This is a genomic window from Cellulomonas sp. plas2 (assembly GCF_057221735.1).
Genome location: NZ_CM170155.1, coordinates 1,402,329 through 1,427,814 on the forward strand (window position 1 = coordinate 1,402,329; position 25,486 = coordinate 1,427,814).

At 72.1% G+C, this 25,486-nt stretch carries 14 protein-coding genes and 3 rRNA genes; 10 read left to right on the forward strand and 7 right to left on the reverse strand.

What is annotated here, in order from left to right; translation table 11 throughout:
• Positions 1-125: 125 nt before the first annotated feature.
• Complete coding sequence (gene nucS / locus AC2TDM_RS06335; protein ID WP_484636158.1) at positions 126-821, forward strand: endonuclease NucS; 696 nt, start codon at positions 126-128, stop codon at positions 819-821.
• Here the strand turns inward: nucS and AC2TDM_RS06340 are convergent.
• The gene (locus tag AC2TDM_RS06340) at positions 818-1,861 is read right to left on the reverse strand and encodes a LacI family DNA-binding transcriptional regulator (RefSeq protein WP_484636159.1); all 1,044 of its coding nucleotides are present in this window, start codon (positions 1,859-1,861) and stop codon (positions 818-820) included. The genes nucS and AC2TDM_RS06340 overlap by 4 nt on opposite strands.
• A gap of 181 nt (positions 1,862-2,042) precedes the next feature.
• Here AC2TDM_RS06340 and AC2TDM_RS06345 point away from each other — a divergent pair, with 181 nt between their 5' ends.
• The 3 genes from AC2TDM_RS06345 to AC2TDM_RS06355 all read left to right on the forward strand — a co-directional run bounded on the left by AC2TDM_RS06345 (position 2,043) and on the right by AC2TDM_RS06355 (position 4,860).
• Positions 2,043-3,521, forward strand: a complete 1,479-nt coding sequence (locus AC2TDM_RS06345) for a glycoside hydrolase family 1 protein (protein ID WP_484636160.1) — start codon at positions 2,043-2,045, stop codon at positions 3,519-3,521.
• Between the two features lie 176 nt (positions 3,522-3,697).
• Positions 3,698-4,012, forward strand: a complete 315-nt coding sequence (locus tag AC2TDM_RS06350) for a hypothetical protein (protein ID WP_090035115.1) — start codon at positions 3,698-3,700, stop codon at positions 4,010-4,012.
• An 11-nt stretch (positions 4,013-4,023) separates the two neighbouring features.
• Complete coding sequence (locus tag AC2TDM_RS06355; protein ID WP_484636161.1) at positions 4,024-4,860, forward strand: alpha/beta fold hydrolase; 837 nt, start codon at positions 4,024-4,026, stop codon at positions 4,858-4,860.
• Between the two features lie 103 nt (positions 4,861-4,963).
• Here the strand turns inward: AC2TDM_RS06355 and AC2TDM_RS06360 are convergent, their stop codons facing one another.
• Positions 4,964-5,431, reverse strand: coding sequence for a hypothetical protein (locus AC2TDM_RS06360; RefSeq protein WP_484636162.1), 468 nt, complete (start codon positions 5,429-5,431; stop codon positions 4,964-4,966).
• Between the two features lie 14 nt (positions 5,432-5,445).
• Entirely contained in the window at positions 5,446-7,419 is a 1,974-nt protein-coding gene (locus AC2TDM_RS06365; protein WP_484636163.1) for a coiled-coil domain-containing protein, read from the reverse strand.
• A 282-nt stretch (positions 7,420-7,701) separates the two neighbouring features.
• Here AC2TDM_RS06365 and AC2TDM_RS06370 point away from each other — a divergent pair, with 282 nt between their 5' ends.
• The 6 genes from AC2TDM_RS06370 to rrf all read left to right on the forward strand — a co-directional run bounded on the left by AC2TDM_RS06370 (position 7,702) and on the right by rrf (position 17,535).
• Positions 7,702-9,579, forward strand: coding sequence for a DNA polymerase III subunit gamma/tau domain-containing protein (locus AC2TDM_RS06370; RefSeq protein WP_484636164.1), 1,878 nt, complete (start codon positions 7,702-7,704; stop codon positions 9,577-9,579).
• On the forward strand, positions 9,576-10,586 hold the full coding sequence (locus AC2TDM_RS06375; RefSeq protein WP_090035093.1) for a DUF8094 domain-containing protein: 1,011 nt from the start codon (positions 9,576-9,578) through the stop codon (positions 10,584-10,586). The genes AC2TDM_RS06370 and AC2TDM_RS06375 overlap by 4 nt, the downstream gene beginning before the upstream one ends.
• A 138-nt stretch (positions 10,587-10,724) precedes the next feature.
• Positions 10,725-11,669, forward strand: coding sequence for a co-chaperone YbbN (locus AC2TDM_RS06380; RefSeq protein WP_484636165.1), 945 nt, complete (start codon positions 10,725-10,727; stop codon positions 11,667-11,669).
• Between the two features lie 563 nt (positions 11,670-12,232).
• Positions 12,233-13,755 (forward strand): 16S ribosomal RNA (locus tag AC2TDM_RS06385).
• 447 nt (positions 13,756-14,202) lie between these two features.
• Positions 14,203-17,314, forward strand: a 23S ribosomal RNA gene (locus AC2TDM_RS06390).
• A 104-nt stretch (positions 17,315-17,418) separates the two neighbouring features.
• Positions 17,419-17,535: ribosomal RNA gene (gene rrf, locus AC2TDM_RS06395) — 5S ribosomal RNA — on the forward strand.
• The 16S, 23S and 5S rRNA genes sit together here, the layout of an rRNA operon.
• Positions 17,536-17,908: 373 nt before the next feature.
• On the opposite strand, the gene glgB is transcribed toward rrf, so the two are convergent.
• The 4 genes from glgB to AC2TDM_RS06415 all read right to left on the reverse strand — a co-directional run bounded on the left by glgB (position 17,909) and on the right by AC2TDM_RS06415 (position 25,442).
• Positions 17,909-20,095: a 1,4-alpha-glucan branching protein GlgB gene (gene glgB, locus AC2TDM_RS06400; RefSeq protein ID WP_484636166.1), complete on the reverse strand. Its 2,187-nt coding sequence runs from the start codon at positions 20,093-20,095 to the stop codon at positions 17,909-17,911.
• A gap of 81 nt (positions 20,096-20,176) precedes the next feature.
• Positions 20,177-21,649, reverse strand: a complete 1,473-nt coding sequence (locus AC2TDM_RS06405) for a maltokinase N-terminal cap-like domain-containing protein (protein WP_484636167.1) — start codon at positions 21,647-21,649, stop codon at positions 20,177-20,179.
• The gene (gene treS, locus AC2TDM_RS06410; protein WP_484636168.1) at positions 21,646-23,424 is read right to left on the reverse strand and encodes a maltose alpha-D-glucosyltransferase; all 1,779 of its coding nucleotides are present in this window, start codon (positions 23,422-23,424) and stop codon (positions 21,646-21,648) included. The genes AC2TDM_RS06405 and treS overlap by 4 nt, the downstream gene beginning before the upstream one ends.
• Positions 23,421-25,442, reverse strand: a complete 2,022-nt coding sequence (locus AC2TDM_RS06415) for an alpha-1,4-glucan--maltose-1-phosphate maltosyltransferase (protein WP_484636169.1) — start codon at positions 25,440-25,442, stop codon at positions 23,421-23,423. The genes treS and AC2TDM_RS06415 overlap by 4 nt, the downstream gene beginning before the upstream one ends.
• Between the last annotated feature and the right edge of the window lie 44 nt (positions 25,443-25,486).

The window sequence follows — 25,486 nt, forward strand, 5'->3', positions numbered from 1 at the left end:
CGACGTCCTTGCTCATCGACGTCCTTGCTCATCGACGTCCTTGCTCATCGACGTCCCTGCTCGTCGACGTCCCTGCTCGTCGACGTCCCTGCTCGTCGACGTCCCTGCTCCCCGAGGTCCCTGCCGTGCGACTCGTCGTCGCGGAGTGCGCCGCCCGGTACACGGGCCGCCTCTCCGCCCAGCTCCCGCGTGCGCCGCGGCTGCTCGTCGTCAAGGCCGACGGCAGCGTGCTGCTGCACTCCGACGGCGGCTCCTACAAGCCCTTGAACTGGATGAGCCCGCCGTGCGCGCTCGTCGTGGGCGAGCCGGACGCGGCGCAGGCGGCGGCCGGCGTCACCGAGGTGTGGACGGTGCAGCACGCCAAGTCCGACGACCGGCTCGAGATCGAGCTCTACGCGGTGCAGCACGACTCCGCCCACGAGCTCGGGGTGGACCCCGGGCTCGTCAAGGACGGCGTGGAGGCGCACCTGCAGCGGCTGCTGGCCGAGCAGGTCGCGCTGCTCGGTCCCGGCCACGTCCTCGTCCGCCGGGAGTACCCCACGGCGATCGGTCCCGTCGACCTGCTCGTCAAGGACCCCGCGGGCGGGACGGTCGCGGTCGAGATCAAGCGCCGCGGCGACATCGACGGCGTCGAGCAGCTCACCCGCTACCTCGAGCTCCTCAACCGCGACCCGCTGCTGGCCCCCGTGCGGGGCGTGCTCGCCGCCCAGGAGATCAGGCCCCAGGCGCGGGTGCTGGCCGTCGACCGCGGCATCCGGCCGCTCGTGCTCGACTACGAGGCCATGAAGGGCGTCGACGACGTGGACGCCCGGCTCTTCTAGGCGCCGACGCGGTCGTCGGCGGCGGCCCTGGTGACGGTGACCGGCGGGGCGGCCAGGCTCTCGTCGCCGAGCAGCGCCGGCGTCACCAGCCGCGTCTCCGGCACGGCGTCGCCGCCCAGGCGGGCCATGACCATCTCGACCGCCGTGCGGCCGATGCGCATGCCGGGCACCTCGATCGTCGAGACCGGCACCGGGAGCGCCGCCGCGATGTCGACGGGGGACACCGCGACGAGCGAGACGTCCTCGGGGACGCGCAGGCCGCGCCGCTCGAGCCCGGCCAGCACCCCCCCGAGGGCCGCCTCGTTGTGCACGACGAGCCCGGTGGTGCCCGGCTGCTGCGCCAGGACCTTGTCGACGGCGTCCACGCCACCGGCGAAACCGGGCGCCGCAGGGACGAGGAGCGCGTCGACGCCCTCCGCCCCGGCCTGCGCGCGGACGCCGTCGCGCATCCGCAGCGCGTAGTTCGCGTGCTGGGCGATCTCCTCCTGCGAGGCGCCGACGAGCGCGATCCGCCGGTGGCCGCGCCGCGCCAGCTCGCGGACGGCCAGCCGGCCGGCGGCCCCGAAGTCGAGGTCGACGCACGCGAGGCCCGTCGTGTCGTCGGGCACGCCGATGAGCACGCAGGGGACGGTGAGCGCCCGCAGCGCGGGCAGCCGCGGGTCGTCGGAGCCGATGTCCATCACCACGATCGCGTCGGCGGTCGAGCTGCCCGCGACCCGGGCCATGCCGGTCGGGTCGTCCTGCCTGAGGAGCAGGACGTCGTGGTCGTGCTCGCGGGCGGCGGTCACCACGCCGCCGACGAACTGCATGATGATCTGCACGTTGATGCCGGGCCGGAACGGCACGACGAGGGCGATGACGTCGCTGCGGCTGGACGCCAGGGCCCGGGCGCCGGCGTGCGCGTGGTAGTCGAGCTCGCGCACGGCGCGCTCCACGCGGGCGCGGGTGGCCGCCGAGATCGGCCGCTTGCCCGAGAGGGCGTAGGACACCGTGGAGACCGACACCCCCGCCGCGCGTGCCACGTCGTCGATCGTCGCCACGCCAGCCTCCGTCCGGACTGGCGCGCCTGCGCGCGCCTGCGGTCACTCTAGGGCGTCGAAGCGTTGCTCGAAACGCTTCGACCTGCAGAGGGCGACGTTCTGGTCCTGGTACTTGCGGGAGCGCTCCCACGTCACCTAGCGTGACGACCCGACACCGCTGTCCCACCCACCGGAGGACCTCATGCCGACCACCCGCCCGTCGGGCCGCACGTTCCCGACCGACTTCCTCTGGGGATCGGCCACCGCGTCGTACCAGATCGAGGGCGCCGCGGCCGAGGGGGGCCGCACGGCCTCCATCTGGGACACCTTCTCCCGCACGCCCGGCAAGGTCCTCGACGGGGACACCGGCGACGTCGCGTCGGACCACTACCACCACGTGGCCGAGGACGTCGCGCTCATGCAGGCGATCGGCCTGCAGGCCTACCGGCTGTCCATCGCGTGGCCGCGCGTGCAGCCGGGCGGCTCCGGCGAGTTCAACGAGGAGGGCATCGCCTTCTACCGGGACCTGCTCGACCGGCTGCGCGCCGCGGGCATCGCCCCGGTCGTGACGCTCTACCACTGGGACCTGCCGCAGGAGCTCGAGGACGCGGGCGGCTGGACCAACCGCGAGACCGCGGTCGCCTTCGGCGAGTACGCCCGCCGCATGGCGCTCGAGCTGGGCGACCGCGTCTCGCTCTGGACGACGCTCAACGAGCCGTGGTGCTCCGCGTACCTCGGCTACGCCTCCGGCGTGCACGCCCCCGGGGTCACCGACGGCGCCGCCGCGCTGGCCGCCGTGCACCACCTCAACCTCGCGCACGGCCTGGCGGCGCGGGCGATCCGTGAGGTCCTCGGCGAGGACGCGCCCGTCTCGGTGACGCTCAACCTGCACGTCACACGTGCGGCGAGCGACGACCCCGCCGACGTGGACGCCAAGGCGCAGATCGACACCATCGCCAACGAGGTCTTCCTCGGCCCGATGCTCGAGGGCGCCTACCCGGAGCGCGTCTTCACGGACACCGCCGCGGTCAGCGACTGGTCCTTCGTCCAGGACGGCGACCTCGAGACCATCCGCGTGCCGCTGACGCAGCTCGGCGTCAACTACTACTCCACCGGCCGCGTGCGGGCCGGTGTGCCGGCCGTCGGCGACGGCGGGCCGGGTCCGGACGGGCACAAGTCCTCCGGCCACAGCCCCTGGGTCGGCGCCACGGAGGTGGAGTTCCTGCCCCAGCCCGGCCCGCACACCGCGATGGGCTGGAACATCGAGCCGCAGGGCCTCGTCGACCTGCTCCTCGAGCTGCGGGACCGCTACCCGGCGCTGCCGCTGGTCATCACGGAGAACGGCGCGGCCTTCGAGGACGTGGTCGAGGACGGCCGCGTCCACGACCCGGAGCGCATCGCCTACGTCCACGACCACGTCGACGCCGTCGGCGAGGCCATGGCGGCGGGTGCCGACGTGCGCGGGTACTTCGTCTGGTCGCTCATGGACAACTTCGAGTGGGCCTACGGCTACTCCAAGCGCTTCGGCATCGTGCACATCGACTACACCACGGGCACGCGCACCCCGAAGGACTCGGCGGCGTGGTACGCCGAGCTCATCCGGACGCGGACGGTGCCGGCGCCCGACGCGCTGGCCGAGCTCGTCGTGCCGGGTGCGGCGGAGACGGTCACCGTCGCCTGACGCGCACGGCGCGGGTCGGCCAGGTCGACCAGCAGGTCGACCAGCAGGGCCGGCGGGGACGTCCACGGAGGTCGCCGCCGGCCCTCGTGCGTCACCGGACCGTCCAATCACGACGACCGGTCCACGGGACGGCCGCCGTGCGTGCCGCCGGCCGCGGGACGGGGGAGACTGGCGCCGTGCCCTCCTCCCGCCGCAGCCGCAAGCGCCCGTGGACGGAGCCGGTCCCGGAGCTCGACGTCCTGCGGGCCACCGGGGGCCGGACGGTCGAGGACGCCGGCGACGGCTCGTGGGTGGTCCAGCGCGTGCGCGGCTCGGACCGGTCCTACCGGTGCCCGGGGTGCGACCAGCTCGTCCCGCCCGGTACGCCGCACGTCGTCGCCTGGAGCGCCGAGGGCCTCTTCGGCGCGGACCGGGCCGTCGAGGACCGGCGCCACTGGCACAGCGCGTGCTGGTCCGCCCGCGGCCGACGCGGGCCGTCCCGTCGTCGCTAGGCTCGACGACCGTGAGCAGCGACGACCCGGTGACGCCGGTCCTCCACGTCCTCGCCGGTCCGGCCCCGGCGACGTCCGCCGGGCCCGGCGACCCCGACGGGGGCCCGGCCCTCCTCCTGCTGCACGCGTTCCCGCTCGACCACCGGATGTGGACCGACGTCGCCCCTCGCGTGCACGGCGCCGGGCGGGTGCTGGCCGTCGACCTCCCGGAGGCGGGCACCGAGGCCGCGGCCGCCCCGGCCGGGCCGCCGTCGCTCGAGGCCGCGGCCGACGGCATCGCGGCGGCGGTGCGCGCCGCCGGCGTGGACCGGGTGGTGGTCGCGGGGCTGTCGATGGGCGGCTACGTCGCACTGGCGCTCCTCGAGCGGCACGCCGACCTCGTCGCCGGGCTGGCGCTCGTGGACACCAAGGCGGCGGCCGACACCGGGGCGGCCCGGGCGAAACGGCTGCGGGTCGCGGAGGAGGCCGAGCGGACCGGGGGCACCGAGCACGTCCTCGCGGGGGTCGACGACCTGCTGGCGGAGGGGACCCGGCAGGTGCGGCCGGCCGTCGTCGAGCAGGTGCGGGCGTGGGCACGCGACCAGTCGCCGCGGTCGATCGCCTGGGCCCAGCGGGCGATGGCGGCCCGGCCGGACCGCACGGCCGTCCTGGCGGCGTGGCCGGGTCCGGTCCTCGTGGCGGTGGGCGACGAGGACACCGTGACCCCGCCCGCCGGCGCCGGGGAGCTGGCCTCGGCGGCCCGGGACGCGGTGCTCGTCGTCGTCGAGGGGGCGGGACACCTGTCCGCCGTGGAGCGCCCCGACACGGTCGCGGACGCGCTGTCGGACCTGCTCGCGCGCTGCCGCTGACCGCGCGCGCCCCGACCCTGCTGCCGGGCCCTGCTGCCGGGCCCTGCTGCCGGGCCCTGCTGCCGGGCCTGCTGCCGGGCCCTGCTGCCCGGCCCCGCCGGGGTCAGCCCTCCCGCAGGGCGCGCTCGAGCGCGTCGGCCAGGTCGATGGAGTCGCCGTCACGGCCGCCGGCGCCGATGACGAGCGGCGGGTCCGTCGGCACCGGGTCGACGCCCCGCAGCAGCGCGCCCAGGCCGGCCGGCGCGGTGAGGACGTAGAACCGGCCCTCGGTGTCGATGCCGACCGTGCCGTCGCGTCGCAGCGTCCAGCCCGACAGCGGGGTGCGGTAGGTGCGGCGGCCGTCGTAGGACCGCACGCGCAACGGGCTCGGGGCCGGGCCCTCGTCGCGGACGCGGACGAGGAACGCGTCGATGAGCACCTGAGCCTGCGCGCTCTCCGCGCGGCGCCGTGCCGCGAGCGCCTCGTCGTGGACGCGCGCGGCCTCGCTGCGACGATCGGCCCACGAGGTCAGGTCGCGGCCGTCCCCGCCCTCCTCGTGCGGCCCGCCGTCGGTCGGGGACGACGTGCTCACGCCGGCAACCCCGCTCAGCGCGCGCCCGCGGCCTGCTCGGCGCGGGTGCCGTCCTCGTCGTGCCCGTCGCCGTACCCGTTCCCGTACCCGTTTCCGTACCCGTCCGCCTGCCCGTCACCCGCGCGCTGGAACTCCTCCTCGAGCCGGCGGGCGCGTTCGAGGGCGGCGCGGTCCGGCTGCGAGCCGAGCATGCCCCGCAGCTCGTCGAGGTAGCCCGTGATCGACTCCCGCTGCCGGTTGAGGTCGTCCACCTGGCGCTGGGCGGTGCTGCGCTCGCGCTCGGCCTGGGCGGTCGCGTCGGCCACCTGCTTCTCCGCGTGCTCGCGGGCCTCGGCGACCACGCGGTCGGCGGTGCGGCGCGCGGAGGTGAGCAGCTCCTTCGCCTGGCGCTCGGCGTCCGCACGGACGCGGTCGGCCTGCTCCAGGGCCCGCGTGACCCGCACCTCGGCGTCCGCAGCGTGGGTCTCGGCGTCGGCGACGAGCCGCTCGACCTCGGCCCGCGCCGCCGCGTGGCGCTCGGCGTCGGCGCGCTCGGCCGCCTCGCGCCGGGCCGCGACCTCGAGGTCGGCGTCCTCGCGGGCCGTCGCGGCCGCCCGCAGGAGGTCGTCGGCCTCCGCCTTCGCGCGGGCGAGGGCGTCGGCGGCGGCGCGCTGCGCGTCGGTGACCATCCGGTCGACCTCGAGCCTCGTGCGCTCGCGCAGGTCGGACAGCTCCCGCTCGGCCGAGGCGCGCAGGTCGGCCACCTCGAGCCGGGCGGCGTCCCGCAGGCCGCCCACCTCCTGGTCGGCCACCGCCCGCAGGTGCGCGATCTCGGCGAGGACGCGCTCGCGCTGCTCGGACGTCTCCCGGTCGGCGCGCGCCCGCAGCTCGGCGTCGTACTGCTCGGCCTCGGCCCGCTGAGCGGCGATGGCCTGCGCCGCCTCGGTCGCCGCGCCGGCGATCTCGTCGGCGGTCGCGGCCCGCAGCTCACCCGTCTCGCGGTCGGCGGTGGCGCGGACGTACGCCGCGTACTGGTCGGCCTCGGCCCGCAGCGCGGCGACCTCCGCCGCGACGCGCTGCCGTTGGGCCGCCGCGTCCCGCTCGGCGGCCGCGCGGGTGGCGTCCGCCCACGCCTGCACCTCGCCGCGCAGGGACGCGACCTCGTCGCCGAGGGCCTGCCGCGTCTGCGCCACCTCGGCCGCCGCCTCGGACCGGAGGAGCGCGACCTCCCGCTCCGCGTCCGCCCGGAGCGCGGCCACGGCGGCCTCGGTCTCGCCGCGCAGGGCGGAGGTCTCGGCGTCGACGCGCTGCCGCAGGTCCACGGCGTAGCGCTCGGCGGAGGCGCGCACGGCGGCCGCCTCGTGCTCCGAGCCCTGCCGCAGCCCCGCCGCCGCCCGCTCCGTCGCCACGCGCAGCTGCGTCGTCTCGTTCTCCACCGTCGCGCGCAGCGTGGCCAGCTCCCGCTCGAGCGTCGTGCGGCGCTCGGCCTCCTCCGTCGTCACGGCGGCGGTGATCCGCGCGGCCTCGCGCTCGGCGGAGGCGACGAGCTCCTCGGCACGTCGCTGCGCCGACTCGAACGTGCTCGCCGACTCCGACCCCGCCGTGGTGCGCAGCTCCTCGGCCTCGCGACGCGCGGTCGCGAGCAGCTCGGCCACCTCGTGCTCGGCCCGGGCCCGGATCTGCTCGGCCGCCGTGCGTGCCCGCGCCAGCGTCTCCGCCGCCTGCCCGTTGGCCTGGGCGACGACGTCGCTCGACTGCTCCTCGGCGAGCCGCATGAGCTGCTCGATCCGTGAGCCCAGGCCGGAGTAGGTGGGCCGCTCGGCCTCCTGGGCCTGCCGCTGCGCCTCCGACAGCTCGCCCGCCACCTGCAGCACGCGCGCGTCGAGCTGCTCGACCTGGGCACGGGCGTTGTCGAGCTGCTGCTCGAGCTGCCGCACGCGGGCGTCCACCGACTCCCGGTCGTAGCCGCGGAAGCTCACGGTGGGGAAGGACGAGCGGGGGTCGGACACGGGCGATCCTCCAGCGGGGCGACGGGGGCGGCGGCCCGTGCGACGGTCGGTTCGGTCGGCCGCGCGGCCGACCGGGTCGGACCGCCGGCGTCGGACCACCGGCGGGTCGGCACGGGTCGGCGCGGGCACGGCCGGGCCCCGGCCGGGTCCGGCGCCAGGATACGCGCCGTCCCGGCATCGGACCCGGCCCTCGCCCGGTCCTGCGCGGCCCGCGTCCACACCCGGTTCGCCGCCCGGACCGGGCGATTGGCCGTCGTCGGGGCCCGCGGGGGAGGATGACGCGTGCTCACCCGCCTCATCCATGCCGCCGTCGGCGTCGTGGGCGTGGTCCTCGTGCTGCTGGGCGTGGCCTCCGCCACGCTGTGGCGCGCCGACGACGTCCTGCGCGCGACGGCCACCGCCCGGACCCCGCTGGTGGTCACGGACCTCGGCGTCCTCGAGCTCGGCGGCGACCCGGTGACGGTCCGGGTCACGGCGCCCGGCGGGGCCCCGGTGGTGCTCGCGGTCGGGCGGGACACCGACGTCGCCGGCTGGGTGGGGACGGACGCGGTCACCCGCGTGACCGGGCTGTCGGACTGGGACACGCTGGCGACGACGACGACGACGACGACCTCGACCGCGACGCCCACGCCCACCGCCGAGGGCTCGGCGTCCCCGACGCCGTCGGCGTCCGCCGAGGCGCCCGCCGAGGGGGAGGCCGCCGCCGTGGCCGACCCCGCCGGCTCCGACCTCTGGGTCGTCCAGGCCACGGGCGAGGGCTCGGCCGAGCTCGTCTGGCCCGCGCAGGAGGGTCGCTGGACGCTGCTGGCCGCCGCCCCGGGCGGTGAGCGCCCGACGATCAGCCTGGCGTGGCCGCGCGTGGTGACGACGCCGTGGCTGTGGCCGCTCGTCGTCCCGGGGGCGGTCCTCGTCCTGCTCTCCGCCGTCCTGCTGGCGCGCGGGGCTGCCCGTGCGCGGCGGCGTGAGGAGCCGTTGCCCGTCACCACCGGGTCGCTGCCCGTCGTCACCGACCCGGACGGCGTGCCGCTCACGCCGACCCGGCGCCGCCTGCGCGAGGCCGAGGAGGCCGCCCGCCGCGAGGCCCGGACGCGACGCCCGCGCACGGGCGAGGTCCCCCTCGCCTCCGCCGGCGCGGTCGCGACCGCCGCTGCCGCGGCCGCGCCAGACCCCGACGAGGCGGGGCCCGACGAGGTGACGCGCTCCACGGTGGCACCGGGCAGTCCGGTGGTCGATGGCGCGCAGCGGGACGAGGAGGTCGCCCTGCCGGAGCTGGCCCCCGACGAGGTCGCCCTGCCGGAGCTGGCCGCCGACGAGGTCGCCCCCGATGAGGTCGCCCTGGACGAGGTCGCCCCCGACGAGGTCGCCCTCGACGAGGCGCCGGGCGCGGTCACGCCCGCCGAGCAGGTCCCTGCCGACGGCGTCGACGGGGGGACCACCGAGGAGGTGCCTGCCGAGGAGAGGTCGGCGGACGAGCGGGCGGCCGACCAGGCCCTGCTGGAGGAGCGCGGCGTCGACGAGCGGCGCGCCGGCGGGGCGACGACCGACGGTCCGGCCATCGACGCCGCTGCAGAGGAGCCGACCGAGGCGGCGGCTCCTGGCGACGCGCTCGTCGCCGGGGCCGGGCCCGACCCGACGGACGCAGGCTCGTCGCCGGGCGGGGCGACAGCTGCCCCCGTCGTCGGAGCCGCTGCCCGACCCTGGTGGCGTCGCCTGCTCGGCGCCCCTGCCGCGGCCGTAGGCGCCACCGACGACGGCGGGGCGGGCTCGTCGGGCACGCCGGCAGCGGGGCCGGAGGACCACGGGCCGGGCTCGAGCACGGACGGCCCCGGCCCCGACGAGGAGCACGACCCGACCCTGCTGCCGGTGCCGGCCTGGCCCGCGACGGGGTCGTCGGCCCCGAGCACGCGAGGGGACGCGTGGCGCCGGACGTGGGGCCTGGCGGACGGCTCGGCGTCCACCCGCACGGCAGGACCCGCAGCCGACGACCAGGGCGACGAGGACGCGGACGCCGCACGCACCGGCACGTCCGCCGAGGACGTCGCGGTCGCGGGCGACGGGCACGACGACGCCCCGTCGGACGATGCCACGTCCGACGCCAGGCCCGACGACGCACAGCCCGACGACGCCCCGTCCGCCGACGACGAGAGGGACGACCGATGAGCCGCCTCCCCGCCCGCTCCCGGCGCCGTGGCGCGCGTGCCGCGGCGGTGCTGCTGCCCGGCCTGCTCGTCGTCGCCGGGTGCGCGACGCCGCTGCCGGAGCCCGTGCCGGCCCCCGCGCCGGCGGTGGCACCCGCGACGCTCGCCCAGACCCAGCTCGACCGCGTCCTGGGCGACCTCGGAGCCGTGCTCGCCGACGCCGACGCCACCTCCGACGCGGCACGGCTGGCGCCGCGGGTGGAGGGTCCGGCGCTGCGGACGCGCACGGCGGAGTACGTCCGCGCGACGGCCACCTCGGGCCAGCGGGGCCCGACCCCGCTGCCCGTGACCCCGGCGTCGGTGCTCGTGCCCGCGACGACGCAGTGGCCGCGGTCGACCCTCGTCGTGACGGAGCAGCCCGCCGATCTGCAGGCGCCCCGCATCCTCGTCCTGCGGCAGGACGACGCCAGGTCCCCGTACCGGCTCTGGGGGTGGGCCCGCCTGCTCCCCGGCGTGCAGCTGCCGGCCACGGCCGGCGCGGGCACGGGCGTGCCGGTGCTGGACGCGGGCTCGGAGGCCCTGCGCCTGGCGCCCGAGGCGGTCCTCGACCAGTACGCCGACGTCCTCACCAACGGTGACGCCTCCGCCGCCGCGCCGACGTTCGCGTCGGACGCCTTCCGCGAGGGCCTCGTCGCGGCGCGCACGCAGGCCGCCGCCAACGTCCAGGCCGTGGGCAGCGTGACAGAGACGTCGGCGGCCGTGCCCGACAGCGTCGTCGCCCTCGGCACCCTGGACGGCGGCGCGCTGGTGGTCGGGCAGCTCACCACGACCACCACCTTCACGGTCTCGCAGGGCAGCCTCACGCTGGACGCGACGGACGCCGCCCTCAGCGGGAAGACCAGCGTGTCCCGCACGCTCGTGTACACCTATGACGACGTGCTGGCCTTCTACGTGCCGCCCGCCGGCTCCACCGACCAGGTGCGGCTCCTCGCCGCAGAGCACGCGCGCGTGGGTGTGACGGGGGAGTGAGCGACGAGTGACCAGCAGCGACGGGCGGTGACGCGGCGTGGGCCGCTCAGCCGACCGTGACGGCGCGGCGCCCCCGGCGCCTGGCCGCCGCAGGACCAGGACCGCCGCCCCGGGCAGGGGCACCAGCGAGGGGACACGATGACCCAGCAGACACCCGGACCGCGACCGCGCCTCGACGTGCGGGGGGCGGTCGACCTCTCGAGCCTCGCGCGGCCGGCCACGCCGCCGCCCGGCAGCCCGGGCGGCGTACCGGTCGCCGGGACGTACGTCGTCGACGTCGACACCGCGTCGTTCCCGGCCCTCGTGCAGGGCTCGACGCAGCACCCCGTGGTGGTCCTGCTGTGGGCGTCGTGGAGCGAGGTGTCCACGGCGCTCGCGGCCGAACTGTCGTCCCTGGCCGACGAGGACGCCGGCGCCTGGCTGCTCGCGCGCGTCGACGCGGAGGCCAACCCGCAGGTGGCCGCCGCGTTCCAGGCGCAGTCCGTGCCGACCGTCGTGGCCGTCCTGGCGGGCCAGCCGCTGCCGCTGTTCCAGGGCGGGCTGCCGCGCGACCAGGTGCGCGCGGTGCTGGACCAGGTCCTCGCGGCCGCGCAGGCCAACGGCATCACCGGGCGCGTCGCGCCGCAGGCCGCCCCCGAGGAGGCCGCGCCGGAGCCGGCGGAGCCCCCGTTGCCCCCGCTGCACCAGGCCGCCTACGACGCCATCGACGAGGGCGACTACGCCCGTGCGGCCGCCTCCTACGAGCAGGCGCTCAAGGAGAACCCGCGCGACGACCTCGCCCGCGCCGGCCTCGCCCAGGTCGGCCTGCTGCTGCGCACGCAGGACGTCGACCTCCGCACGGCCCGCACCGCGGCCGCCGACGCCCCGGCGGACGTCGCCGCCGCCCTGGTGGTGGCGGACCTCGACGTCCTCGGCGGCCAGGTGGCGGACGCGTTCGACCGGCTGCTCGACCTCGTCCGGACGACGCGCGGCGACGACCGCGAGACCTTGCGGAAGCGGCTGCTCGACCTCTTCGAGGTCGTGGGCGGCGACGACCCGCGGGTCCAGGACGCGCGGCGCCGGCTGGCAGCCGCCCTGTACTGACGCCGGCCGTCCCGACGGTCCCGGCCCGTTGGCGGACGGTGACGCGGGTCACCGGGCAGGGAGTTGCTCGGCGGCCCTGCGACGTCCTACTGTTCTCGACGGCCGCCCGGCAGGGAGGAACGGTCGCCGCGAGAGCGGTGACGGTCACCGCGGGCCGGCTCACCCCCACTACAACCCGGCGGACGTGTCCGCCGACGTCGGTGTGCGGTGATCCCGACCGCCTGGTCACCACGACATCCGCCAGAACAGCGGGTTGACGGAGGCCCAGCAGGACGGATAAGTTAGAGCGGTTGCCCCGGAGCGGGTCTGGAGACGGACCAGCAGGTGTGCGTCTGTTCCTTGAGAACTCAACAGTGTGTCAAGTAGTCGATGCCAAATCGCCTGCCTGTGCTGGTGCTGGTCCCTGTTGTGGGGGTTGGTGCTTGTGGGGGTGGGTTGTCGTTTGGTTGATCTGGACAGGCCAGATGGCTTGTTCTGTCAGCTGGAGTTTTTCTCTGTGTTTGTCGACTGCCAGGCCGGTCGCGCCCCCTTGGGGGTGTGGGTGGTGAGGTTGTTGTCGATCATTGACGGAGAGTTTGATTCTGGCTCAGGACGAACGCTGGCGGCGTGCTTAACACATGCAAGTCGAACGGTGATCTCCAGCTTGCTGGGGTGATCAGTGGCGAACGGGTGAGTAACACGTGAGTAACCTGCCCCTGACTCTGGGATAACTGCTGGAAACGGTGGCTAATACCGGATATGACGTGTGCCTGCATGGGTGTGCGTGGAAAGTTTTTCGGTCAGGGATGGGCTCGCGGCCTATCAGCTTGTTGGTGGGGTGATGGCCTACCAAGGCGACGACGGGTAGCCGGCCTGAGAGGGCGACCGGCCACACTGGGACTGAGACACGGCCCAGACTCCTACGGGAGGCAGCAGTGGGGAATATTGCACAATGGGCGAAAGCCTGATGCAGCGACGCCGCGTGAGGGATGACGGCCTTCGGGTTGTAAACCTCTTTCAGCAGGGAAGAAGCGAGAGTGACGGTACCTGCAGAAGAAGCGCCGGCTAACTACGTGCCAGCAGCCGCGGTAATACGTAGGGCGCAAGCGTTGTCCGGAATTATTGGGCGTAAAGAGCTCGTAGGCGGTGTGTCGCGTCTGCTGTGAAATCCTCAGGCTCAACCTGGGGCTTGCAGTGGGTACGGGCACACTAGAGTGCGGTAGGGGTGACTGGAATTCCTGGTGTAGCGGTGGAATGCGCAGATATCAGGAGGAACACCGATGGCGAAGGCAGGTCACTGGGCCGCAACTGACGCTGAGGAGCGAAAGCATGGGGAGCGAACAGGATTAGATACCCTGGTAGTCCATGCCGTAAACGTTGGGCACTAGGTGTGGGGTCCATTCCACGGATTCCGTGCCGCAGCAAACGCATTAAGTGCCCCGCCTGGGGAGTACGGCCGCAAGGCTAAAACTCAAAGAAATTGACGGGGGCCCGCACAAGCGGCGGAGCATGCGGATTAATTCGATGCAACGCGAAGAACCTTACCAAGGCTTGACATGCACCGGTAACACTCAGAGATGGGTGCCCCGCAAGGTCGGTGCACAGGTGGTGCATGGTTGTCGTCAGCTCGTGTCGTGAGATGTTGGGTTAAGTCCCGCAACGAGCGCAACCCTCGTTCCATGTTGCCAGCGGGTCGTGCCGGGGACTCATGGGAGACTGCCGGGGTCAACTCGGAGGAAGGTGGGGATGACGTCAAATCATCATGCCCCTTATGTCTTGGGCTTCACGCATGCTACAATGGCCGGTACAAAGGGCTGCGATACCGCGAGGTGGAGCGAATCCCAAAAAGCCGGTCTCAGTTCGGATTGGGGTCTGCAACTCGACCCCATGAAGTCGGAGTCGCTAGTAATCGCAGATCAGCAACGCTGCGGTGAATACGTTCCCGGGCCTTGTACACACCGCCCGTCAAGTCACGAAAGTCGGTAACACCCGAAGCCGGTGGCCCAACCTCCTTGTGAGGGGGGAGCTGTCGAAGGTGGGACTGGCGATTGGGACTAAGTCGTAACAAGGTAGCCGTACCGGAAGGTGCGGCTGGATCACCTCCTTTCTAAGGAGCATCTGACGCGCGTCCTTGCCTGTCGTGGGTGGGGGTGGTGCGTGCAGGACCATGCCCTGGCCGTGCGTGCTGGGGGTGGTGCTCGAGGGTGGAACATCGACTGCTGCCGGTCCTGCGGGCCCGGGTGACCCTAGTACGTCGTGTGGTCGTGTCCTTGCTCCTCCTGGTGGGGGGTGGGGGTGCGGTGCGCGGGTGGGAACGGGTGGCCGGGGTGGTCTGGGGGTCGGCTGACACGCTGTTGGGTCCTGAGGGAGCAGCTGCCCGGTCGGGTGGTGTGTTCGTCTCGGGGCCATGGCCGGGGTGCTCGTACCGGCTCATGCCTGGTCCTCTTCCGTCGTGAGGGGGGTCGGGGGTGGGTGCTGGCGGTGCCGGATCCGGTCGTGGTGGTCGTTGTTTGAGAACTGCACAGTGGACGCGAGCATCTTTGAATGATCTTTGTGGCAAGTTTTTAAGGGCACAGGGTGGATGCCTTGGCATCAGGAGCCGAAGAAGGACGTGGTAGCCTGCGATAAGCCTCGGGGAGTCGGCAAACAGACTGTGATCCGAGGATGTCCGAATGGGGGAACCCCGCAGCAGTCATGTGCTGTGACCCGCACCTGAATATATAGGGTGTGTGGAGGGAACGCCGGGAAGTGAAACATCTCAGTACCGGCAGGAAGAGATATTCCGTGAGTAGTGGCGAGCGAAAGCGGATCAGGCCAAACCGTGCGCGTGTGATACCCGGCAGGGGTTGCGCGTACGGGGTTGTGGGACCTTGCTGGGCTGGCTGCCGCCGGCCCGGGGAGTGAGAAAGTCGCGCCATAGTCGAACGGCTTTGAATGGCCGGGCACAGAGGGTGGTACCCCCGTAGACGAAATGGTGTGGCCTCCCGTGAGGGATCCCAAGTAGCTCCGGGCCCGAGAAACCTGGAGTGAATCTGCACAGACCACTGTGTAAGCCTAAATACTACCTGGTGACCGATAGCGGACAAGTACCGTGAGGGAAAGGTGAAAAGTACCCCGGGAGGGGAGTGAAATAGTACCTGAAACCGTGTGCCTACAATCCGTCGGAGCCTCCCTAGCAGGGGTGACGGCGTGCCTTTTGAAGAATGAGCCTGCGAGTTAGTGGTACGTGGCGAGGTTAACCCGTGTGGGGAAGCCGTAGCGAAAGCGAGTCCGAACAGGGCGAGGTAGTCGCGTGCTCTAGACCCGAAGCGAAGTGATCTAGCCATGGGCAGGGTGAAGCGCGGGTAAGACCGTGTGGAGGCCCGAACCCACCAGGGTTGAAAACCTGGGGGATGACCTGTGGTTAGGGGTGAAAGGCCAATCAAACTTCGTGATAGCTGGTTCTCCCCGAAATGCATTTAGGTGCAGCGTCACGCGTTCCTTGCCGGAGGTAGAGCTACTGGATAGCCGATGGGCCCCACCAGGTTACTGACGTTAGCCAAACTCCGAATGCCGGTAAGCCACAGCGTGGCAGTGAGACTGCGGGGGATAAGCTCCGTAGTCGAGAGGGAAACAGCCCAGATCACCGGCTAAGGCCCCTAAGCGTGTGCTAAGTGGGAAAGGATGTGGAGTTGCACTGACAACCAGGAGGTTGGCTTAGAAGCAGCCACCCTTGAAAGAGTGCGTAATAGCTCACTGGTCAAGTGATTCCGCGCCGACAATGTAGCGGGGCTCAAGCACACCGCCGAAGCCGTGACACGTGCACAACAGCTCAGCCCGCAAGGGTTCAGGCGTGCAGGTGGGTAGGGGAGCGTCGTGTGGGCGGTGAAGCCGCGGAGTGATCCAGCGGTGGAGACCACACGAGTGAGAATGCAGGCATGAGTAGCGAATGACGGGTGAGAAACCCGTCCGCCGAATGACCAAGGGTTCCAGGGCCAGGTTCATCCGCCCTGGGTAAGTCGGGACCTAAGGCGAGGCCGACAGGCGTAGTCGATGGACAACGGGTTGATATTCCCGTACCGGCGAAGAACCGCCCATACCGAGCCCGGTGACACTAACCACCGCGTGCTCCCACCGTCCCTTCGGGGACACCGGGGGTGCGTGCTGGGACCTGATCCGGTAGTAGGTAAGCGTGTTAACAGGGGTGACGCAGGAAGGTAGTCCGGCGTGGCGATGGTAGTCCACGTCCAAGGCTGTAGGGCGTCCGGTAGGCAAATCCGCCGGGCATGTGCCTGAGAGCTGATGGTGACCGCACTCGCGGGAACAGGGTGATCCTATGCTGCCAAGAAAAGCCTCGACGCGAGGTTCTAGCCGCCCGTACCCCAAACCGACTCAGGTGGTCAGGTAGAGAATACCAAGGCGATCGAGACAATCGTGGTTAAGGAACTCGGCAAAATGCCCCCGTAACTTCGGGAGAAGGGGGGCCTGATGTGTGAACCGGCATGCCCGGGGAAGCACGGAGGGCCGCAGAGACCAGGGAGAAGCGACTGTTTACTAAAAACACAGGTCCGTGCGAAGTCGCAAGACGATGTATACGGACTGACGCCTGCCCGGTGCTGGAAGGTTAAGAGGACGGGTCAGCAACGCAAGTTGCGAAGCTCAGAATTTAAGCCCCAGTAAACGGCGGTGGTAACTATAACCATCCTAAGGTAGCGAAATTCCTTGTCGGGTAAGTTCCGACCTGCACGAATGGCGTAACGACTTCTCCGCTGTCTCAACCGCGAACTCGGCGAAATTGCACTACGAGTAAAGATGCTCGTTACGCGCAGCAGGACGGAAAGACCCCGGGACCTTTACTATAGCTTGGTATTGGTGTTCGGTGCGGTTTGTGTAGGATAGGTGGGAGACTGTGAAGCGGGCACGCCAGTGTCCGTGGAGTCATCGTTGAAATACCACTCTGACCGCTTCGGATGTCTAACCTCGGTCCGTGATCCGGACCAGGGACAGTGCCTGGTGGGTAGTTTAACTGGGGCGGTTGCCTCCTAAAATGTAACGGAGGCGCCCAAAGGTTCCCTCAGCCTGGTTGGCAATCAGGTGGCGAGTGCAAGTGCACAAGGGAGCTTGACTGTGAGACCGACAGGTCGAGCAGGGACGAAAGTCGGGACTAGTGATCCGGCGGTGGCTTGTGGAAGCGCCGTCGCTCAACGGATAAAAGGTACCCCGGGGATAACAGGCTGATCTTGCCCAAGAGTCCATATCGACGGCATGGTTTGGCACCTCGATGTCGGCTCGTCGCATCCTGGGGCTGGAGTAGGTCCCAAGGGTTGGGCTGTTCGCCCATTAAAGCGGTACGCGAGCTGGGTTTAGAACGTCGTGAGACAGTTCGGTCCCTATCCGCTGCGCGCGCAGGAAACTTGAGAAGGGCTGTCCCTAGTACGAGAGGACCGGGACGGACGAACCTCTGGTGTGCCAGTTGTTCCGCCAGGAGCACGGCTGGTTGGCTACGTTCGGAAGGGATAACCGCTGAAAGCATCTAAGCGGGAAGCCTGCTTCAAGATGAGGTTTCCACGCCCCCTTCGTGGGGTGAGAGGCTCCCCGTAGACCACGGGGTCGATAGGCCGGATGTGGAAGGCAGGACCAACGACTGCCGCAGCTGACCGGTACTAATCAGCCGACAACTTGCTCACACCATTCACTGCTACGCGTCCACTGTGCGGTTCCCGAACCACGACCCACCCCCACCCGCCACCACCAGGTGGCCGGGTGCGCGGGGTGCCAGGTTCGACCCCGTTACGGCGGTCATAGCGGTGGGGAAACGCCCGGTCCCATTCCGAACCCGGAAGCTAAGCCCACCAGCGCCGATGGTACTGCACCCGCCAGGGTGTGGGAGAGTAGGACGCCGCCGGACAACCATTACCACGAAAGGCCACCCCGACACGGGGTGGCCTTTCGTCGTTCACGAGACACGGCATGGTTTCTCGCCGGCGACACGTGACCCGCACACGCGGGGCGCAACGGTGCTCCTCGCCTCTCCTCGGCTCTCCTCGGCTCTCCTCGGCTCTCCTCGGCTCCTCGCCTCCTCGCCTCCTCGCCTCCTCGGCTCGACGGCTCCTCCATCGCGGTCCCGGTCGTCGGGCTAGCTGCTCGTCCGGTGCGGCATGCCTGCACGGCTGCTGTGTCGCATCCGGCAGCACGACGGTGCTGGGGTGCAGGAGTGGCGGGAACGGCGACGGCCCCGCACCTCCGGTGGAGGGGCGGGGCCGTCGGTGGGGCGGTGCTGGTCAGCCCTCGGGGGTGAAGATCACCGCGCCGAGCGGGGGGACGCGCACCGAGGCGGAGAACGCGCGGCCGTGGTGCGGGACGGCCTCGCTCGTCACGGCACCCAGGTTGCCCACGCCCGACCCGTAGAACTCCTCGGCGTCGGAGTTGTAGACCTCGGTCCACCGGCCACCGGACGGCAGTGCGAGACGGTAGCCCTCGTGGGGTGCGCCGGCGAAGTTGACGACGACGGCGACGGGCTTGGTGCCGTCGCGACCCTTGCGCAGGTACGCGAGCACGTTGTGCTCGGCGTCGTCGGACGTGATCCACTCGAAGCCCTCGGGGGAGTGGTCGAGCTCCCACAGCGCGGGGTGCGCGCGGTAGACGGCGTTGAGGGCCGCGAGGGAGCGCTGGACCCCGGTGTGGCCCGGGTCGTCGAGCAGGTACCAGTCGAGGCCGCGGGCCTCGCTCCACTCCTTCTGCTGGGCGAACTCCTGCCCCATGAAGATGAGCTGCTTGCCGGGGTGGGTCCACTGGTAGGCGAGCAGGGCGCGAACGCCGGCGAGCTTCTGCCAGTGGTCCCCGGGCATCCGCTCGTACAGCGAGCCCTTGCCGTGCACGACCTCGTCGTGGCTGATCGGCAGGACGTACTGCTCGGAGTACGCGTAGACCATCGAGAACGTGATCTCCCCGTGGTGCCACCGGCGGTTGACGGGGTCCTCCGCCAGGTAGCGCAGGGTGTCGTTCATCCAGCCCATGTTCCACTTCAGCCCGAAGCCGAGGCCGTTGTAGCTGGTGGGCGCGGTGACGCCGGGCCACGCCGTCGACTCCTCGGCGATCATGAGGATGCCTGGGGTGCGGCGGTAGGCCGTCGCGTTGGCCTCCTGCATGAAGGCGATGGCGTCGAGGTTCTCGCGGCCACCGTACTTGTTCGGCCGCCACTGGCCGGGCTGGCGCGAGTAGTCGAGGTACAGCATCGAGGCGACAGCGTCCACGCGGAGGCCGTCGACGTGGAACTCCTCGAGCCAGTAGGTGGCGTTCGCGACGAGGAAGTTGCGCACCTCGTTGCGGCCGAAGTTGAAGATGTACGTGCCCCAGTCCGGGTGCTCCCCGAGCAGCGGGTCCGGGTGCTCGTACAGCGCCGTGCCGTCGAACTGCGCCAGCGCCCAGGAGTCCTTGGGGAAGTGCCCCGGCACCCAGTCGACGATGACGCCGATGCCGGCGCGGTGCAGGCAGTCCACCAGGTACCGGAAGTCGTCCGGGTGGCCGAACCGCGAGGTCGGCGCGAAGTAGGACGTGACCTGGTAGCCCCACGACGGGCCGTAGGGGTGCTCGGCGACCGGCATGAGCTCGACGTGGGTGAAGCCCATCTGCTGCACGTACGCGGTGAGCTGCTCCGCGGCCTCGCGGTAGCTCGCGCCGGCGCGCCACGAGCCGAGGTGCACCTCGTAGACGCTCAGCGGCTGGTCGTGCGGGTCGGTGGACGTGCGGTGGGAGATCCACTCGTCGTCCGTCCAGGAGTAGGTCGACTCGACGACGACCGACGCCGTGGCGGGCGGCACCTCGGTGCCCTTGGCCAGGGGGTCGGCCTTCTGCAGCCAGGTCCCGTCGGGGCCGAGCAGCTCGTACTTGTACCGCTCACCGCCGGCGACGCCGGGCACGAAGAGCTCCCAGACGCCGCTGTCGCCGAGCGAGCGCATGGCGTGGGTGCGGCCCTGCCAGTGGTTGAAGTCGCCGATGACGCGGACGGCCCTGGCGTTGGGGGCCCACACGGCGAACGAGGTGCCGGTGACGGCACCCATGGCGCCGGGGTAGTGCTGCACGTTCGCGCCGAGCACCGTCCACAGCGTCTCGTGCCGGCCCTCACGGATGAGGTGCTGGTCGAGCTCGCGGACGGTGGGCAGGAACCGGTAGGGGTCGTCGTCGCGCGTCGTCGTGCCACCGTAGGTGACGTCGAGGCGGTAGTCGGGGACCGAGGTGCCCGGCAGGACGGCGACCCAGATGCCCTCGTCCTCGTGGACCGCGGGGTGGTGGCCTTCGTCGGTGACGACCACGACCGACTCGGCGAAGGGCCGCAGCACGCGGACGGTCACGCCGTCCGCCCCGGGGTGCGCACCGAGGACGCCGTGCGGGTCGTAGGAGGTGCCGTACGCGACGGCACGGAGGGTGTCGCGGTCGACGGGGACGGGTGCGGGAGCCGCTGCGGTCATGGGATCAGCCCACCATCTCCGGCGGGACCGCGCAGGTCGGCCCGCCCATCGCGTCGCGCCCGGCGGACACCGGGTGCGCAGTCATCGGTCGAGGAGCCGGTCGAGGCCGGCGAGCGGGATCGGCAGCCAGTCGGGGCGGTTGCGCGCCTCGTACACCGCCTCGTACAGCGTCTTGTCGAGCTCCATCGCGGTGAGGAACAGGTCCTCGGCGGACCCGGCGGGCGGCTCGCCCTCGGCGTGGGCGCCGGCGGACGCGTGCAGCGCCTCGGCGTAGCCCCCGAGCAGGGCGCCGCGTGCCGTGTCCGCCCAGGCCTGCGCCGTCGTCCCGGTGAGCCCGCCGACGGCGGCCGCGTAGTCCAGCGACCGCAGCATGCCGGCGACGTCGCGCACCGCGAGATCGGGGCGCGTGCGCTCCCCGAGCGGTGCGAGAGGCTCGCCCTCGAAGTCGGTGATGAACCAGCGGTCGACGGACCGCAGGACCTGGCCGAGGTGCAGGTCACCGTGCACGCGCTGCCGCGGCGGCGCCGTCGGGGCCGACCGCAGCCGCTCGACGACCGCCGCGACGGGCGCCTCGTAGGGGGCCAGCGCGGGGACCGCGGCCGAGGCCCACGCCCATCGCGTCGCCAGCGCGTCGGCCACGACGGCGGGGTCCGACCCACCGTCCGCCGTCGCCTCGACGCCGTAGGCGCGGGCGAGCGCGGCGTGCATGCCGGCGACGGCCCGTCCGAGCGCGGCGGCCTCGTCGGCGAAGGAGCCTCCCTCCCGCGCGACCGCGCACGCCAGCTCGAACCCGTCCTCCGCCGCGGGCACGAAGGCCGCGAGGGCGGCGAGGTACCCGGTCAGCGGCGGGCCGGCGGGGTCCCGCGGGTCCGGCCAGGTGCCCTCGAGCCAGGCGAGCGGTGCCGGGACGCCGTCCCAGCCGGCGTCGACGAGCCGACGCGGGACGTCGACGTCGGGGTTCTCCCCGGCCTGCACGGCGCGCAGCACCTTGAGGATGCCGACGGGGGCGCCGTCCTCGCCCCCGGTGCCGGGCAGGACGACCGAGGTGTTGGACTGCTCGCCGCGCAGCACGCGGGCACGGTCGACGTCCAGGTCGGCGCCGGGGCCGTCGGCCACCGCGAGCCATGCGCGCAGGAAGGCCGGGTCGCCGGCGCCCTCACGGACCGTGTAGGCGCCGACCTGCCCGAGCAGGCCCGGGTCGGGCTCCGCCGGCGACGAGGGTGCGTCGGAGTTCTCCAGCGCCTCGGGGGAGGACGGGTCGGCGACGGCCGGCACCAGGACGAGCGGGACCTGCAGGGTCACGTCCACCGAGGGGGCGAGCACGCGGACGAGCAGCAGGCGCACGCGGACGTCGCCGCGCGCGTCCGCCGTGCCCATGCGGATCGGCGTCGCGGCACCCTCCGGCCCGTCGTCGACGGACAGGTCGGCGGAGGCGACGACCGAGACCTCCGCGTCGACGCCCTTCGCGGGGTACCAGCGCCGGGCGGGCGCCCAGGCGCGCACGAGGGCGAGGAGCTCCTCGTCGTCGGGCCGGGGCGGGTCGAGGACGATCACGGTCGGATCAGCTCCAGCCAGAAGAACTCGCGCGAACCGAGGGTGACCTGCGTCCGCCCCTCGGCGGTGACCTGCGGGAACGCCGCGCCGCCGAAGACGTCGCGCAGCCCCCACCCGGCGTGGTCCGGCAGCTCGACCGTCGCCGCTCGGGCGGTGGCCGCCAGGTTGACGACGACGAGCAGCGTCTCCTCGGCGGTCGTGCGCAGGAACGTCAGCACCGACTCGTTGTCGGACGGCACGACGGTGAAGTCGCCGCGGCCGAGCGCGGGGTGGCGGCGTCGGACGGAGAGCATGCCGTGGACCCAGTGCAGCAGCGAGGTCGGCTGCACGAGCTGGGCCTCGACGTTGACGTGGTTGTAGTGGTGCGCGATGGACTGGATCAGCGGCAGGTTGAGCTTGCCCGGGTCGGCCGTGGAGAAGCCGGCGTTGCGGTCCGGCGTCCACTGCATCGGCGTGCGGACCGCGTCGCGGTCGTTGAGCCAGATGTTGTCGCCCATGCCGATCTCGTCGCCGTAGTACAGGCACGGGCTCCCGGGCAGCGACAGGAGCAGCGCGTGGGCGAGCTCGATCTCCTTGCGGGAGTTCTCCAGCAGGGGTGCGAGCCGGCGGCGGATCCCGATGTTCGCGCGCATGCGCGGGTCGGGTGCGTACCAGCCGTACATGGCCGCACGCTCCTCGGTGGACACCATCTCGAGGGTGAGCTCGTCGTGGTTGCGCAGGAAGGTGCTCCACTGCCCGCCGACCGCCGGGATGGGCGGGGTGTCGGCGAGGATGTCGATGATCGGCGTCGCCCGCTGGTCGCGGATGGAGTAGAAGATCCGCGGCATGACGGGGAAGTGGAAGCACATGTGGCACTCGGGCCGCTCCGGCGTGCCGAAGTAGTGCACGACGTCCTCGGGCCACTGGTTGGCCTCGGCCAGCGTGATGCGGCCCGGGAACTCCGCGTCGATCATCGCGCGCACGTCAGCGAGGAACTCGTGCGTCCGCGGCAGGTTCTCGCAGTTCGTGCCCTCCTCCTCGAAGAGGTAGGGCACGGCGTCGAGCCGGAACCCGTCGACGCCCATCCGCAGCCAGAAGCGGGCGACGTCGAGCATCGCCTCGCGCACGCGCGGGTTCTCGAAGTTCAGGTCCGGCTGGTGGCTGAAGAAGCGGTGCCAGAAGTACTGGCGGCGGACCGGGTCGAAGGTCCAGTTGGACGTCTCCGTGTCGACGAAGATGATGCGCGCGTCCTGGTAGCGCGTGTTGTCGTCGCTCCACACGTAGAAGTCGCCGTACGGGCCCTCCGGGTCCTGCCGGGACGCCTGGAACCACGGGTGCTGGTCGCTCGTGTGGTTCATGACGAGGTCGATGACCACGCGGATGCCGCGCGCGTGCGCCTGCTCCATGAGCTCGGCGAAGTCCGCCGTCGTGCCGTACTGCGGCGCGATCGCGGTGTAGTCGGAGATGTCGTAGCCGCCGTCGCGCATGGGCGAGGGGAAGAACGGCGGCAGCCACAGGCAGTCGATCCCGAGCCACGCCAGGTAGTCCAGCCGGGCGATGAGGCCGCGCAGGTCGCCCGTGCCCGACCCGTCGGAGTCGGAGAACGAGCGCAGCATGACCTCGTAGAACACCGCCGTGCGGTACCACTCGGGGTCGTCGGACAGGCCCGTCGTCGTCTCGTGGGGATGGGGGACGAGGGGCTGGCGGCGCGGGGGCAGCGCGGACAGGGCGATCTGGCCGGTGAGCGGCGCCGGCTCCGGGGCGGCGGCGGGCGTCGCGCCCGTCGTCGCCGTCACCGCTGCCCCAGGTGGACGACGTGGGCGCAGCGGACCTGCGGGTCGAGGCGCACGTACACCTGGGGCCCCCACTCGTAGGTCTCCCGCGAGAGCACGTCGTACGCCGTCACCGCGGCGTCGGGGGCGAGGCCGAACTCGGCCAGGTCGAGCTGCACGAAACCGTCCCGCGTGGTCCAGGGGTCGATGTTGACGACGACGACGACCGTGTCGGCACGGCCCGTCGGGGAGTGCTCCGCCGGAAGGTGGTGGGAGAACGCGACGAGGGCAGGGTCGCTCGTCGGGTGGATGCGCACGTTGCGCAACTGCTGCAGCGCCGGGTGCGTGCGGCGGATCTCGTTGAGCCGGCCGATGAGCAGCGAGATGCCGTACCGGTCCGCCTGCGACCAGTCACGGGGGCGGAACTCGTACTTCTCGTTGTCGACCTGCTCCTCGACGCCCGGGCGGGGCACGTTCTCGACGAGCTCGTAGCCGGAGTAGACGCCCCACGTGGGCGATCCCGTCGCCGCGAGGACCGCGCGGACCGCGAAGCCGCCCACCCCGCCCTGCTGCAGGTACGGCGGGAGGATGTCGTGGGTCGTCGGCCAGAAGCTCGGGCGCAGCCACGGCGCCTCCTCGCCACCGACGCGCGCGAGGTACTCCTCGAGCTCCTCCTTCGTGTTCCGCCACGTGAAGTACGTGTAGGACTGGTGGAACCCGACCTTGGCGAGGGTCAGCATCATGGCCGGCCGCGTGAACGCCTCCGACAGGAAGATGACGTCCGGGTGGTCGCGCCGCACGTCCGCGAGGAGCCACTCCCAGAAGCTCAGGGGCTTCGTGTGGGGGTTGTCGACGCGGAAGAGGGTGACGCCGTGGTCGATCCAGACCTGCAGGACGCGGCGGATCTCGGCCGCGATGCCCTCGGGGTCGTTGTCGAAGTTCAGGGGGTAGATGTCCTGGTACTTCTTCGGCGGGTTCTCCGCGTAGGCGATCGTGCCGTCGGCACGCGTGGTGAACCACTCGGGGTGCTCGGTGACCCAGGGGTGGTCGGGGGAGCACTGCAGGGCCACGTCGAGGGCGACCTCGAGGCCGAGCGACGCGGCGCGCGCGACGAAGGCGTCGAAGTCGTCGAAGGTGCCCAGGCTCGGCTCGATGGCGTCGTGGCCGCCGTCGGCCGATCCGATGGCGTAGGGGGAGCCCGGGTCGCCCGGCTGCGCGTCGAGGCTGTTGTTGCGCCCCTTGCGGTGCGTGGTGCCGATCGGGTGGATCGGCGTCAGGTAGACGACGTCGAAGCCCATCTGCGCGATCCGCGGCAGCTCGTCAGCGGCCGTCCGCAGCGTGCCGGACGTCCACTCGCCGGTCGCCTCGTCGTACGTCGCGCCGTGCGAGCGGGGGAACAGCTCGTACCAGGAGCCGTGCAGCGCGAGCGGACGGTCGACGCGCAGCGGGTACGCGGCCGACGCCGTGACGAGCTCGCGCAGCGGGGCCTCCGCCAGCGCGTCCCGCACCGCCGGCGTGAGGCCGGCGGCGAGCCGGGCGTCCGGGGTCAGCGTCGTGTCCCGCAGCTCGGCCACGGCGCGCTTGAGCGTCGAGGCGCCCGCGGCGGTCATCGCGTCCGGGCCCCGCCGGGCCGCGGCCCGCCCGAGCAGGAGCGCGCCCTCCGTGAGCATGAGCTCGACGTCGACCCCGGCGGCCACCTTGAGGGCGGCGTCGTGCACCCAGGTCGCGTACGGGTCGGACCAGCCCTCCACGCGGAACGTCCAGTCGCCGGGCCGGTCCGGCACCACGGTGCCCTCGTAGCGGTCCAGGCCCGGCGCGATGTCGCGCATCCGCTGCCAGGAGTGGTCCGAGCCGTCGGGGCGGGTGAGGACGACGGTCGCGGCGACGGCGTCGTGGCCCTCGCGGAAGACCGTCGCCTGCACGGCGAACGCCTCCCCGACGGCGGCCTTGGCCGGGAACCGGCCCGCCTCGGCGACGGGCCAGACGTCGACGACGGGGATGCGGCCGACCTTCGTGATCGATGTGGAGGTCACACCCGGCAACCTACTGTCAGGGTCGGGGGGCGGGCATCCGGTGGCGCGACGAG